This window comes from Alphaproteobacteria bacterium, assembly GCA_016722515.1.
Classification (GTDB): domain Bacteria; phylum Pseudomonadota; class Alphaproteobacteria; order Rickettsiales; family JADKJE01; genus JADKJE01.
In genome coordinates this window covers 904,177-918,836 of record JADKJE010000001.1, presented here as the reverse complement: position 1 = coordinate 918,836, position 14,660 = coordinate 904,177, and the positions used below count along the sequence as shown (strand labels likewise).

Annotated in this window: 9 protein-coding genes, 1 tRNA gene and 2 pseudogenes; 7 read left to right on the top strand and 5 right to left on the bottom strand. The window is 41.4% G+C overall.

Annotated elements, in window-relative coordinates:
* The first annotated feature begins 19 nt into the window (after nucleotides 1-19).
* A complete protein-coding gene (locus tag IPP74_04220) occupies nucleotides 20-1,666 on the top strand; it encodes a pentapeptide repeat-containing protein (GenBank protein ID MBL0318485.1) in 1,647 nt (548 codons plus the stop codon).
* Nucleotides 1,667-1,932: 266 nt separating this feature from the next.
* On the opposite strand, the gene IPP74_04215 is transcribed toward IPP74_04220, so the two are convergent.
* The gene (locus tag IPP74_04215; GenBank protein MBL0318484.1) at nucleotides 1,933-3,384 is read right to left on the bottom strand and encodes an HlyD family type I secretion periplasmic adaptor subunit; all 1,452 of its coding nucleotides are present in this window, start codon (nucleotides 3,382-3,384) and stop codon (nucleotides 1,933-1,935) included.
* 9 nt (nucleotides 3,385-3,393) lie between these two features.
* Complete coding sequence (locus tag IPP74_04210) at nucleotides 3,394-5,115, bottom strand: type I secretion system permease/ATPase (protein ID MBL0318483.1); 1,722 nt, start codon at nucleotides 5,113-5,115, stop codon at nucleotides 3,394-3,396.
* 314 nt (nucleotides 5,116-5,429) lie between these two features.
* On the opposite strand from IPP74_04210, the gene IPP74_04205 reads away from it, so the two are divergent.
* The 3 genes from IPP74_04205 (at nucleotide 5,430) to IPP74_04195 (ending at nucleotide 6,575) form a co-directional block, all read left to right on the top strand.
* Nucleotides 5,430-5,804, top strand: a complete 375-nt coding sequence (locus IPP74_04205; protein MBL0318482.1) for a VOC family protein — start codon at nucleotides 5,430-5,432, stop codon at nucleotides 5,802-5,804.
* Between the two features lie 57 nt (nucleotides 5,805-5,861).
* Nucleotides 5,862-6,383, top strand: coding sequence for a DUF1003 domain-containing protein (locus IPP74_04200; GenBank protein ID MBL0318481.1), 522 nt, complete (start codon nucleotides 5,862-5,864; stop codon nucleotides 6,381-6,383).
* A 102-nt stretch (nucleotides 6,384-6,485) separates the two neighbouring features.
* Nucleotides 6,486-6,575 (top strand) — tRNA-Ser (locus tag IPP74_04195).
* Nucleotides 6,576-6,868: 293 nt separating this feature from the next.
* Here the strand turns inward: IPP74_04195 and IPP74_04190 are convergent.
* Nucleotides 6,869-7,602 (bottom strand): annotated as a pseudogene (locus tag IPP74_04190) (IS5 family transposase).
* A gap of 261 nt (nucleotides 7,603-7,863) precedes the next feature.
* Nucleotides 7,864-8,148 (bottom strand): annotated as a pseudogene (locus tag IPP74_04185) (DNA damage-inducible protein D).
* 206 nt (nucleotides 8,149-8,354) lie between these two features.
* On the opposite strand from IPP74_04185, the gene IPP74_04180 reads away from it, so the two are divergent.
* Nucleotides 8,355-8,573, top strand: a complete 219-nt coding sequence (locus IPP74_04180) for a hypothetical protein (GenBank protein MBL0318480.1) — start codon at nucleotides 8,355-8,357, stop codon at nucleotides 8,571-8,573.
* 73 nt (nucleotides 8,574-8,646) lie between these two features.
* Here the strand turns inward: IPP74_04180 and IPP74_04175 are convergent, their stop codons facing one another.
* Nucleotides 8,647-11,379 carry a hypothetical protein gene (locus IPP74_04175; protein MBL0318479.1) on the bottom strand — a complete coding sequence of 911 codons (2,733 nt, stop codon included), beginning with the start codon at nucleotides 11,377-11,379 and terminating at the stop codon, nucleotides 8,647-8,649.
* 172 nt (nucleotides 11,380-11,551) lie between these two features.
* Here IPP74_04175 and IPP74_04170 point away from each other — a divergent pair, with 172 nt between their 5' ends.
* Together IPP74_04170 and IPP74_04165 are read left to right on the top strand one after the other, a co-directional pair.
* The gene (locus tag IPP74_04170; GenBank protein ID MBL0318478.1) at nucleotides 11,552-11,878 is read left to right on the top strand and encodes a hypothetical protein; all 327 of its coding nucleotides are present in this window, start codon (nucleotides 11,552-11,554) and stop codon (nucleotides 11,876-11,878) included.
* A 794-nt stretch (nucleotides 11,879-12,672) separates the two neighbouring features.
* A complete protein-coding gene (locus IPP74_04165; protein MBL0318477.1) occupies nucleotides 12,673-14,586 on the top strand; it encodes a hypothetical protein in 1,914 nt (637 codons plus the stop codon).
* The last annotated feature ends 74 nt before the right edge of the window (nucleotides 14,587-14,660 follow it).

Genomic DNA, 14,660 nt, shown 5'->3' with positions numbered 1-14,660 from the left:
AGTGCTTTGAGGGGAATATATGGCTTTTAAACGTAAGATATTATACGTATTTGTTTTATGCGCGGTGGCCGTATGCGGCATCGAATATGCGCATGTATCAAGTGCGCAGCAAATGGTGCATCCCGCTAGTGGCTCATTCAGGCATAACACCACCCGAGACGATGTAGACGAATACGTAACGAAAACCCGCAAAGCATCACAGCAGATTAATCTTACTCAACAATTTAAAGGAAAGTTTGCACGGTTGGATTTGAGTGGCTTGGATTTAAGTGGAGCAAATCTTGAAAATGCCGATTTAAGAGGTGTTGATTTAAGTAACACTAAACTTAATCGAGCGAAGCTTTCAGGGGCCGATCTTACGGGGGCAGATGTTTCGGGTGCGGATTTATCCGAAGCAAAAATGGCACACGTGGTTGCAAAGCAGACCGATTTTACGGATGCTGTAATGTTACAAGTTATTTTAACGGATAGTGACTTGTCTTATGCGATTTTTAATCGTGCTGATCTCCAGGAAAGTGAGATGCAGAATATTAAAATGCCATATGCGCAATTTAAAGAAGCAAATCTAGCCACCGTTAATTTAAGAAATGTCGATGCGCAGAATGCTAACTTGTATGCTGCCAATTTGATGAAGGCCACGTTAGATGGATCTGATTTTTCCAATGCCATTTTGTATGGGGCGAATTTTGGTGGGGCATCGTTGGTTGATATGAATGGTAGTTACGCATATATGGAGGTGGCTGATTTGGTGAGGGCTAATCTCAGTAATGCCAATTTATTTAATGCCAATTTAGAAGATGCCAATATTCGCCAGGCAAAACTCACCAGTACCAATATGAATGGCGCGAATGCCAAGGGCGCCGATTTTCAAGACGCTGTGTTTGAAGATACAAAACTCGAACAAACCGATTTCACCAATGCTCGATTTATTAGAACCCATTTTAACCGTGTTTATTTTATGAGTTCACTGCTTGGTGAGGCGCTTATTTCTGAGGCCGTGTTTGATGAATGCCAGTTTCATGAAGTGTTTATGAATAAAGCCATGGTTAAGAAATCCGAGTTTATCCGTGCGGTGATGAGCGATTCCAATGCGCAATCGGCGCGGTTTGAAGATGTGGCGATGATGGGAATTGAAATAACTGATACCGATTTCTCAAAGTCGATATTTAAAAAAGTCCGGATGCAGTATGGTGTTTTTTCACATGTTAAATTAGTAGGTGCTTTGATGTATGCAAGCAATCTGCGCAATGCTGATTTAACGGGGGTTGATCTAGCCAATGCCAGTTTGACGAAATCCGATTTGGAAGATGCGCAAATCAAGGAAACCGAAGTAAAGAACTTGATTTTAATTGATACGCAGGGCGTGGGTAAACGTATTGGTGCGTTGAAACGTTTTGGTGCTATTGAAACAACAAAAGAGTTGGAAGACCTGATTGCCGATGGAAAATCATTGGAAGGTATTAACCTCGGTTACCTCGATTTAACCCAAGCCAACCTTGCTGGTGCAAAATTAGCCCATGCCAACCTTGAAGGCGCCAATCTTTCTGGGGCTGATTTATCCAGAGCCAATCTAGCTGGAGCTCATTTAAAACAGGCGAATACGAGCGGTACAAATATGGAGCAGGTTGTCCGGGAAGAAGCCGTGGATGATAAACCTGCAGAATAGTTCGTTGCATTGAATGGTATGGACGTGCGCTAGTCGCGGTGTGCCAATGGGTGTTGCGGTGGATACCTACCTTGTTAATCCGTACTCGCGTATAGCTGATGATGCTTAAAAAAGGTGAGTATATCGGATTTTATGCGTCCTACTCGGTTTCTAGATATGTGGTAAGCCGTAGCAGAGGCTCCTCTAAAAATCGGCGAAGCATCGCAATGTTATTTTGCAGCCAGCAACAATCAATATCATTCAACGTATTATCAGATGAGGATCTGTTAATATTCTGAAAACGCTCTATGGAAACTGTCAGTCAGTGGTTCAAGCAAGTAAGCAAGGAATGTTTGTGAACCCACATCAATAAAGACTGTAGCAGGCATGCCTGGATAAAGATCAACGTGATTTTTCGCAAGTTTCTGCAGTTTGTCAGCATTGAGGACAATACGAGCTTTATAATAGGCTTTGCCAGATTGCTCATCGGTAAATCGGTCTGCTGAAACATAGATTACTTTGCCGTCCACCTTAGGAACACGGCGTGTTTTAAATGCGCTAAGCTGGACTCGTGCTGTCAGGCCTGGATGAACAATATCAATATCCAGCGGTGATACACGTGCTTCGACGACCATTTGGTCATCAAGTGGTACTAAATCCATAATGGCATCGCCGGGTTTAATGACTCCACCTTCCGTAAAATATTTAAGGCCTGTGATCGTGCCATCCTGAGGGGAGGTGATGGTGATACGTGAAAGTATATCGCTGGAAGCGCGGATTTGTTCAACAAGGTCACTGATTTTACTTTGGGTATCGCGGAGTTCGGTAATCACTTCATTTAATCGGTTAGATTTGATGTTTTGAATTTGAATTTGTGATTCTGTAATGGCCTGTTTTGCTTTGGCCATGCTGGCAAGGTATTCACCACGCATACCCACAAGTTCTGCTTCATTGCGTTGCAGGCTGAGCAAGCGTGGTTTGTTTGCATTGCCTTGTGCCAGTAATTGTTGCACGGTGGCTATTTCTTCGCGGGTAAGGTCGATTTGCGCCAGGGCTGATTGTTCCTGGGCACTGAGACCTCTAATCTCATCGTTACTTTGGTGGATTTTTTGTTCAAATACGCCGACTTGCCCATGTAATTCGAGCATCCTCGATTCAAAGATTCGCTTTTGGTTGTCAATGTAATTGGCAATGGTTGGGTTGTTTTTATATTTCTCAATATTGGAGCCAAAATTAATAGTTGGCTTACCGTCACGCTCAGCGATAAGACGGGCTTCTAAGGCCTGGTCTGCCAGGATCTGGGTGACTAACAGCTGGGTTTTGGCTTTAGCAGAGGTTTGATTGAGGACAATCAAAGCCTGGCCCTTTTTAACAATCTGGCCTTCTTTTACCAATATTTTATCAATGACCCCACCTTCTAAATGTTGAATGGTTTTTTTGTTGCTGCCAACGACAACGACTCCTTCAGCCACTGAGGCACTGTGCAATGGCGCAAAGGCAGCCCACCCACCGAGGATAACAAAGAACGTTAAGATCACCCATAAACCAAAATGAATAGGCCCATGTGCTAGATTAAGCAGTTCATTTTCTGTTGAACCTTCTTTCGCCAAAAGATATTTAGTGCTGGTATCAATAGCATTAATGGTTCTGATCGTGATGGCATTGGTTCGCGAAGGCTGTTTTTTAAGATCGGGCAGTTCTAAAACTTCTGAGTCATCGTTTGTTGAATAATTCGTCATGAAGTTACCTTATGTCGTCGATGTTTTTTGTTTTTGATCAAGCTGCCTGTTCGTAAATTGGCCCATGACTTCTTCACGCGGACCAAAGGCAGAAACGATACCTTCTTTTAAAACCAGAATGCGATCAACATGAGCGAGTGTTGATGGCCGATGGGAAATAATAAAGGTGGTAATTTTTTGGGTTGCTGCATATTTAAGCGCAGAAGCTAGGGCGCTTTCCCCAGCTTCATCGAGATTTGAATTAGGTTCATCCAAAACCAGCAAGCGAGGATTGCCAAAAAAGGCGCGAGCAAGACCTACCCGTTGACGTTGTCCGGCAGACAGTGATGTGCCACCGACACCAATCTCGGTGTCGTAACCGTTAGGCAAACGCAAAATCATATCGTGCACACCAGCGATCATTGCGGCATTCACAATGGCTTCTGGTGAGGCATAGGGATCCATACGCGCGATATTTTCTTTGATGCTGCCTTGAAATAATTCAACATCCTGCGGAAGGTAGCCGACGTTTTTACCAAATTCTTGACGGTTCCAGGTGTAAACATCGGCTCCATCCAGGCGTACAACCCCTGCAGATGGTCTGTTAATACCCACCAATAATTTTGATAAGGTTGTTTTACCAGCCGCACTGGGACCGATCACGCCAACAATTTCGCCTGCAACCACGTGAAATGAAATGCCTTTAAGGATAGCTGCGGTCGATCCAGGGGGCGCATAGACACATTTTTCGACGTCGATATCGCCTTTAGGCGAGGGAAGAGAAATGGTTTCATTACGCGAAGGAATAGTTTTAAGTTGTTTATCCAATCGATGGAAGGCACTTCGAAGGCTGGCAATGCCCTTCCACGAACCGATGGCTCCTTCAAAGGGAGCTAACGCTCTTCCTGCTAGGATAGAGGTGGCCACTATACTCCCTGCAGTCATTTGGCCTTTCAGTACTAAAAAGGCGCCAATACCGGTAAGCAAAATTTGTAAGAAGGAGCGCGTGAATTTGGTGATAGACATAATGGTATTACCGCGGCTGCTGGCTTGAGATTGCAGATTCTGGACGTACATATTCGCTTCATCCCAGATACTGGTAATCGTATGACGCATACCCATGGCCTCAATCACTTCGGCATTGCGTAGCAATAAATCGGTTTGAGCCATATTTTGAATGCTGTACTCATTGGCTTTGTTTAAAATTTCTTTGGTAGCTGTTTCATTAAGGTAAGCTAGAAATAATAATAATCCACTGCCAACAATGGCAACTAGTCCACAAATAGGATTGATGATCAAGATGACTAACAGGAAAACAAGCGACCATGGCGCATCCACCAGCGAAATCAGGGTGGGGCCGGTGACAAAGGCTTTGATCGTCGCTAAGTCACGGATCCCCTGTGACGTACCAACTCCTCCGCGCATGGAGGCGAAGGTGAGTGATTTATCAAGCACCAATTTTGCGAGTTTTCCATCTAGCCATTCACTGGCCTTGATCAAGATAAAACCGCGAACGGTCATGAGAATGCTCATCACAACAAAGCACACCGCTATAATAATCGTAAGCATCACCAACGTGTCGAGGCTGCCACTTGAAATAACAGTATCAAGTACTTTCATCGAATAAAGGGGCATACCCATAATCAGGATATTAATGGCAGCACTAAAAAGCAAAATAAACCATAAAGTGGCCTTGCTGGTCTTGAATGCATTCTCTAAAACAGAGTGCTGCTGGGCATTCATTGTGTTCATGGTATATTCTACATATCTACAAAATTATGACAAAATCTACGATAGAAGTCTAACACATCCCCGTTCAACTGTAAAGGAGCCTAGGCTGAGATGATGAAAAAACATTTAACGTTTTTATGGTTTTTGTTTAAAAGGGAAAGAGGATGGGATATAGATTTGTAGTAAAAGATGTTAGGATGGATGTCGTTCATGTGGCTAATAGGGCATGATTCTTGTTATATAATTTGACTTTCCTCTGACAACGATCCTATAGTGACGTTACCTTCTCATTGATAATTGAATTCCCTATTGAACCTTCTACGGAGACTTATCCAATGCCAAATCCTTTTGTTCACGTTGAATTAAATACCACGGACGTCAACAAAGCTAAGGCTTTTTATGGAAAATTGTTTGATTGGAAAATGGAAGAGGTGCCGATGGAAGGCGGTGATATCTATACCATGATCCAGGTTGGTGAAGGTACGGGGGGTGGATTAATGAAACATCCAATGGCTGGTGCGCCCTCATCGTGGCTTGCCTATGTACAAGTGGATGATATTAAGGTCGCAACGGAACAGGCACGCGCCCTTGGTGCTACGATCGTAAAAGATGTCACTGAAATTATGGGTATGGGATGGCTGAGCGTCCTGGTAGACCCTACTGGAGCTGCTCTGGGATTATGGCAGCCAAACATGGCAGCAAAAAGCTAGTGATATTGGTCTATTCTTAGGGATATAGGTTTGTCTTAAATTCACGAGGGTAGAAATATGTCAGCAGTAACTCAAGCCACCCATCCTGTTCATAAGCCATCAAAAGCCAACCGTAATGGTGAGTCGTTGTCGTTGCCTGAACTCAGGAAGCTGAGGCCAGCCCATCGTAAAATACGTCTGGAAGGGGTTACCATTGGAGAGCGAATTTCTGATGCGGTGGCAAGTACGGTTGGTTCCTGGACGTTTATTATTATTCAAAGCAGCTTACTGTTGTTATGGTTGTTACTGAATGTTATTTCGTGGATAAGGGTTTGGGATCCGTATCCTTTTATCTTATTGAATCTTTTATTGTCATTTCAAGCTGCCTTTACGGCCCCGATTATCATGATGAGCCAAAACCGCCAAAACGCCATAGACCGAAAAAAAGTGGAAAATGATTATACGGTGAATGTAAAGGCAGAAATGGAAATTGAACTCTTGCATCAAAAAATTGATGCCCTTAAAGAACAAGAAATTAAGCAATTAATTGATATTATCAGTGATCTTGAGAAGAAGATAACCCTCTATAATACCAAATGACGTTGTCGTGGAATGATCCATAAGATTCGTCATTGAGGTGGTTGCAAGGATAATTACTTGCTGACAAGGGGGCTTTAATAGCGTAGAATGCCAGCTTCTTGCGGAGAGGTGGCCGAGCGGTCGATGGCGCACGCTTGGAAAGCGTGTAAAGTGTAACAGCTTTCGGGGGTTCGAATCCCCCTCTCTCCGCCATATCTTGATCCGAAGTGGTCTCGAAAGATCCAACAAACCCAATAAAATCAAAGATTCTTCCCTCCGATATCGTCCAGTAAGGTCTGGGGGTATTTCTTGGCATCCGGTGGTACTTAGGGGTATTTATGGGGGTACTTTAGATACCCCCATGCCCTTATATGATTCCACATCTCCTACCGTGAACACTCACTTTCATGCACCAAACGAAAAGCATCAAAGTGAGTCTGTACAGTTGGAGCTTTTTCGATGAAAACAAAGTCACGAGATCTGTTTTTCCCTACTAGGGCGTGTCCTCAATTTGATATCCAAATGAATGTACAGGCTAGAAAGAGCATAGCTTTGAAATTTCGAGCCAATTTTTCAAATCGTGTCGCAATGCTTCTAAAGTGTTTCAGTCTTGCAAAAAGATTTTCTGCTAAATGGCGGAACTTGTATAGATACGAGTCAAACTCTGGGTTTGGCTTTTTGCTATTGGATTTTCGTGGAATAACAGGATTCATCCTCGCCTCTTTTGCTTGCGCTCGGATTGCTTGGGAATCGTAGCCTTTGTCTGCTATAAAATGGTCTTCCACTCCTATCTTTCCGATGATGTTATCGGCTACTTTGGCATCGTGGACTTCACCCCCAGTGATTTCAAAATCGATCGGATTTCCATGCGCATCGGCGGCAATGTGAATCTTAGTAGTTGCTCCTCCTCTAGACATTCCGATGGCACGTTCTTCGCCACGCCGAGCTCCACTTGCATGCTGATGAGCGCGGACATAACTTCCGTCGGCGAATACCTACTCCGTATCAATTTCGCCTCGTAGCTCAAAAAAAAATCTCCCACAACCCTTTCGCAGCCCAACGGTTAAAGCGATTATAGGCTGTTTTCCAGGGACAAAATTCCTCAGGAACATCTCGCCAGGGAGCTCCTGTACGAAGCTTCCATAACTGCACGATCATTTTTCCAGCGATGGCATCCTTTCGCTTTCATTGTCCTTTGAAGTTGTTCCCAGATTGAATCGCTTAAAAATTGTCGCACCATATGTAAAACCTCTCTTCAATATTAAGAAACAATCTCACTTATTCAGCCAATTTGCAGCCATTTTATGTGCAAAAGCATAATTGAGGACACGCCCTAGTTAGAGGGGGTTTATTAAAGTGCTTTTTAGACATAAAAAAACTCGCCGGGTACGCTTCCATGGAGAGGCCGTGCGAGTATTATTAATATAATTAATAGCACGAATCCCTTCCCTTTGTCAAGTTAAAATTAGATGGCATAATAATTACAATCCGTGTGTGAGGTAAGATAACAGGCGTAACGGGTAAGCATGATATCATCGATTTCACGGCGGCTACCAGAACCAAGATCGACCATTTTTCCGATATCGGCAAAATGGTCTATGATGTGGTGACCAGAAACTTCACAAGCAGTTTTTGCCTTATTTAATACGTTTATAAAGTTTTTCCAGTGCGCATAACCCCGCAGATGCTGAATATCCCGTGCTAACCAGTATTCAACACCTGTTTCAGTCTGTTGAGCATGGCCTTCAAAGGTTAATGTTAATTCCTGGACGATCTCAATTTTCATTATGCCGCCTCCTTCTCGTATATGGCGTGATCAGTTCGTTAAAATTTATTATCTATGGAATTGAATGGGCTGAAAATAGATGGTATTGTAATTGCAGCATTTATCAGAAGCAAGAAGTTTGTTAACAAAGACTTTTAAACAAGCTAAAAAGAATTTGGGGGGCACTTCTGGGGGTATATCTAAAATTCATATTGGATATGTATATTATGTTAATTCGTCCGCCCCTCTTGCCATATCTTGATCCGAAGCTGCTCCAGCGGTACCCTACGCATCACGTGGCTGCTTTTATGCTGCTGGCTCCGCTTTTTGGAGCGCTGCTTTTCGTTGTGTTTCTGTATGAACAACTCAGTCTTGCGATGGCATTAGGCGGCCGCTTGATTATCAGCGGCGTGGTTTTTACCTTTCTATCCCTAGGACAAAAATAATCTTGCTTGAAGGATAGAATGTGACAGATGACGCAAAACTCTATAATTATCTTGCAGAACCTTCCAATTCCTATTATCTACCTCTTTTCTTCTCTACACCACTTTTCTTCTCTGCTATACTGTAAATTATGTCAAAGGTTAAATTTCTAATGCTTTCGGCACGCGATTCTGCGGGAATTGATGTCACTGCCTTTTTAATATAAGGTTTAACATTGCTGGTTGCGACTATCGCATCAATATCACGTATGATCGATTGCTCAAAAGGAATCAATCCGTTTTTATGAATTCTACTGTTGCGCTTTAACCCTGTAGCCCTTTTTGCCGCAACAAGTATTTGATTGCTTAATTCATTTGGGAGAGTCAGCACCAAAGGCTTCAAAGGATAAACACGTTTTTTTTCATAACCCTTTATATCCTGCGCCGTTTTTCTAGGATCACGTGCGACTTCTATACATTTAGTTAAATAGGAATCAATATCCAAAAGTGCTTCACCTCTTCGTTTTTGGCTCTTTGGCCATCTGAGTGGATTACCATAGGGTAGTTGATTGTTACCCAAATTTCTTATTCTAGATATGAATGACTCAAATGGATCTTGTGTATAGCCATATTCCTCTTCGATAAGTTTTTTCAAATTATCCTTATAAGAGTTAATTTCATGGGGCTCTGGGGCATTCAATCCCAAAACAATATTTAATGCCGTAAAGGCCTCCTCTTTCTTCGCAGGGAGCATTCGGCTATCAAGAAGATTATCAACCAAATTATCCACTCGTTTTTCAAAAGAGCTTTGTTTTTTCTTATTATTATACCTAATGACTTTTGATTTTAAGCGATATTTTAATTCTAAATCCTGTTCATAACTATAACCTTTAGAAGAAACCAATTTTCTAGTCTTAACTAAAACCTTTTCATTTAATTCATTTAATTTGCGTTCAGATTTTGAAATATTATTGTTTTGTGATGGGTTTAAACCGTGTGAAGGAAGAGATGCGTTTCTAGTAGGAACAGGAGATGGTTGAGGCGGCAGATTATAGTACCCGAGCTCGCTTGAAGGAGCTGAATAATTCGGCAGGTCAATCATAATTTTAACGTTGGAATTAGGCAGATCTTGTTGATAATTCTGGTAACGATTGCCATACGAATACGATTGAGGCAACTGATTATTCTGGCGTAGATTAGGCCGGGATTTGTCTTCAGTGATAACGGAGAATCTAGGAGCTCCTGGGAGGGCAAAAATATTCTCATAAAAATATGATTGAGGTTGATTTTTTGGGTTTACCTGAGAGTATTTGTGGTTGGCATAATTCTCATTAATAGCAGGTATGCGCGTGAGTGCAAGCATTTCATCAATACATTGATCAGCGTCTACTATAAGACAAAAGGCAGAGGCAGTACGATTATGCGCGTTTATTTCTCTATATAATGCGTCTCTTAACGCTATGTCCGATTGAAACTTATAGCCCTTATCAACGTCCCATTCTTGAATTATGTTAAATAATTTTATATGCGTTCCACCTCCATCCTTCAAAAGAATTGCTTTTAATGCAGTCTCAAGGCTTTCCTGGTCTACTGATTGATTATAGTTACGATTAAACGTTTGAATCAATTTAGAACGAGTTGAAGCGTCTGAGAATGAATCCAATACTGATAATATGTGAGAATTCAAAAGAATTCGTTCACGTTTTGGATTTTTAACCTGACGAGGATTATTTTCTTCAGGTCTCAGATCGACGGGATAAGGCGACTGTAACATTATTTCTTGGCTACAGCCACTGATTAGCTGAGCCAAAAGCTCAACTCTCTCACTCACAAAAGTGATTTCGTTACCTTCTGAATCAAAATCTCCAAGGTTAATTTCACCTTGTTCATAGAATTTTCCATTACTTGCAAGAACCGGATTTTCAAGGAGATTTCCTGATTGTTCGCTCACAAAACAAGCAGGATAAATATACCCATTTGTTTCCCGTGTTATTAATGTGTCCCATTTATCTTTTCTTACCGACGACAATAATTTTGACAAACTTCGGCTCTTGTGGCAAGTTTTTTCATCAATCAAACTTAGGTCTAAATTTCCAGTGATTGTTTTAAGGTAATCCAATGAAGCTTGATCATAAACATTTCCCGTATTCCCTACAAATAAAGGTCCTTCTAAAGGCAAGCCTGTAAGCGAAGAATTAAAATCCAACTGATGCTTATCTATATAAGAAGTTAGAATTACCTTTGAACTTTCAAGAAGCTGACCCGCAGATTCTGGAGCCTCTAATTTTATTTCCTCCGCTGCCATTTTCTTTGCCAATTCATCAGCTTCTTTTTGTTTTCGTGGAATCACCACGTTTTTTTCATAAAATTCCTTAAAATTACTTAAAAGAACAATTTTATCGGAAAAAATGGTGAGAGGTGCTTTTGTTATTGGATCTAGGAGACTTTCTTTATCATAGAGTTTCCCATCTTTTGCAAGTACGGGACAATTCATCGGCAAACCGGTGGTAGAGCAAAGCAGTATGGATGGCCATAATATGCCATCGTCTTTATTTGGTTTTAAGTCGCTGGCATCTAATGTGTCCTCATGATAATGCCTAAAAAATAGATTTAATGCTTCTGACTTCAGAATTGAGTTTTCATCGAAATTAACACGTGTAAATGGGTTTGAGTTGTTCATCTTTGGAACAGAATCTTCACTAAAGATATGGCCAGAGCTTAATACTACTACGTTAATGAGTCTCACAGCATCAATCGTGCATTCGAAATCATCTTCGATTGCAGCAAATTGTTTGATTTGGTCTTTGATTTGATTAACGTCGTCTTTCATAGAATACCTTTATGCTTTTGATCTGTCATATCGTGGAACATAACATAGATTTGTTGGACTTTAATTACATATTTAAACATTCCAACCGATTTCCCAATATTTTATATTATTCAATGTTAAATATTGAATCCCCCTTAGATGAAACCTTACTATCTTTACTTTTGAGCGTGACGTGCGTAAAGGCTTAAGCGCAGAAATTAAAAATCACCTCTTGGCTGAATTGTCAGTCTCCTTTAATGTCGCCGGTGACCTAGATAAAACGCTTTTGAACAGTCTTATCAATTTGCCACTCCAAGAAAGGGATGCTGTATTACAGAAACATCTGCCAGAAGAAGCTTATCAAGCAATTTTTAGTAAGCTGGCCCAGGTATGTGTCGAGATTGATGCCATGAAAAATTATGACTGGCATCATTCAGCTCGGAGGGCATGCAGCAAGTTGCACCTCGACTGGGGACATCCTATGGTTATAATCACTATGAAGAACAGGGCAATACACTAGTGAAGCAGTTTATGAAGCCACAGGTTGGTGCACAATCTCGTTAATTGATAAGGTGGAACGTTCATCGATGGTCATGATAGCCGCAGATAGCTCTGAGGTGTATTTAAGACGGCGATGGCTGTAGATGAAATGTGTGGCATTCTAGACGTGGTGAACTGCGCGTGTTACCGCATCAATGGCACGTTGCAAGCGGGGGGGGGCTTGCAACCAATATCTAGCAGCTCCCGTGGTCTTTTTCAGTGCATTTTGCAAGAATCTCGTCGACAACGACCCTAAGCGGTGCCGTTGCGTCGATTGTGACACCGCTGGGGATGGCTTCTTTTGTTGCATGCAATTTCAAGACTAGTCCCCTTCGACAAGCGTTCCACCAAACTCATTTCCCAAAAGTGGGGGGAGAACCGTTGAGAATATATAAAACTGGTAGCAACTAAACTATGGATCATTCGTATTCGTTGGAATTTTATTTAAAAAATATTTAACATTATTAGCATTGAACAGATTTCTATTCCTAGTATAATGGAGCTTCAATTTGTAAATATTTATAGATAATTCAGTATTCGTTCATCGGAAGTAAGCAAGGAGATAATATGTCTAAAGCGAGAGTAAGAAAAATGACTATGGGTTCTAATCGACAGCCTAGGGTTTCTAATAGTGGCATAAGTGAAGTCGCCGAGCCGTATCCCGTTAATGAGAGCTACGCCAATCCCTATAAGGCCACTATAGCCAATAAAAGGAACAAAGGATCAGTTACTCCAGAACAACGTATTGAGCGTTGTTTAAATGAAAAATTTGGCTTGCAGCTTCATGGGGCTAATCCAGTTGTTGCCCTTGAATTTGGTGCAATATTTATTGGGGTACAGACGCAACAACAAGCAGAAAGGTTGTGCCAAACCCTTAAAAAAGCCGATCAAAAATTTGAATCGCCCTTCGTACAAGCCATGGCAAGGCCTTATTATCGCCTTGGTAAACCAGATGAGGGTTTTTCGCATTGTGTAATGATCCCACCTGTGCTTGTGCCCTATTTCTTAGGACATACACTCGATTTTAATGCAAGTGAAGCTAACCCTCATTTGGAGAATTTTGTTCAATTGGTTGCTCGTGATATTAGAAAACTTCAATATGCCTATGCACAAGACAAATTAAAATCAATTAAAGCCACCGATGGGCATAGTGGTAAAGCTTATAAAAAGTATATCAGATATGACCAGCAAATTCCAAGACTCTTTACCATAAGTGTTGAAAGCCTTAAGAGACGTATCCTTATAGAAACGACGAATAATCTAGTGGGAGAACTATTCGCTACCGATAAAAAGAAAAATTTAGAAGCGTATATTGATAGTGCTATCGACCACTTTATGGGACAAAGCGGTGGTAAATTTGAAAAGGGATCCACCGATTTTCATTCAAAATCATTCTTTACATTGCCTATGGCTATGGCTATTGCCCAAGATGCCATAGCAGAAATGATGAAGCATCCTGACGTTGAACGTATTTTGGAGCCCAGAAACAACATTGCGGCTCTTACCCTTAGCACATCAATAGATGAGTTTAAAATGCCGCGTATTCATAATCGACACGACTTGCAACAGTATTTAGTCCAGTCGGTCTATAATGAACTTAATTTCCCATTCTCTGTTAAAGATGAACTGCAATACCGCAAGGAAATAAGCGAAAAAATTCCTGTTGATCTTCATCAGCCACAAACGCCTCAGCTTGTGTGGAGACATGATTTCAAGAATCCATGGAAAGAACAAGTTTCTGATAAAGTAACGCCCATTGAGGATAAAATCGCTCTGACACTCGTGGCCAAATGTGGTAAAGGTGCAGATTCGGTTGATTTGACCCTTGCCGATCATGAAACATATTTAGCCGAAATGCCTCAGATTGCGCTGACCTTGGGTTGTATCCGTATCGGTTTTGCGGATTCTGATAATGCTAAGCGTCTCCATCAGACCCTGCTTGAGAATGGTTACTCTGACCTGTTGTTGATTGATAACAACGTCATTCTTCTCTCCGCACAAGAGTCTGTTGTCTTTTTAGAAAAAGCTTTGGATTTCAATAATGTAAACTCGAAGGATTCTAAGTTGGCTAATTTTGTCCCACTTGCTTTACGTGATTTACGTACTTTACAAACAAAGCAATGTATGGGAAAATTAGATAAAGTTTCAGACAAAAGAAGCAGAGAAGGTGTCCCTTACAAGAAAACATTTATTAAAAATCAACATCAATTTATTCCAGCAGATAATATCTATACCTTGTTGGATGTACAAATGGCTGCAATTAATGCGTGTGGAAAACTTGACGGTTCATGGGAAAAGGGCGCATACGACTATAAGGGCAAGCTTCCGGTAGAAAAGTATGCTAAGGAGCTTTTCTCACTTGATTCTTTAACACTCGTTAAGCGTGACGAAACCACAGGCGTAAAAAACAAAATTACCCAATCCATCATTACCACCAAAGGACATATTGATACGCCCGATCTCCTTCTGACCAAAGATATGGCGGAACTGTTGCTTACCAAAATTGCTGTGCATATTTATAAGCATTCTGAAAGTCAAAGTAATTTCATTGTTCAATCTGTGAGAAACTTAAATCAAGAAAGAGATCTTAATCGCAATACTGTGACATTAGATAGAAAGGTAGACCAAGTAAGCCGTCAAAAGGCTAAGGACAACATCAGTATGGCTCCGTCACTTAAGCGTCAATAATATCTGTCCTCAATGTAGCCGCTGACGTGTGAACGTCGGGGGCTACTTGGGTGTATTTCCAAGTGAGTTATGCG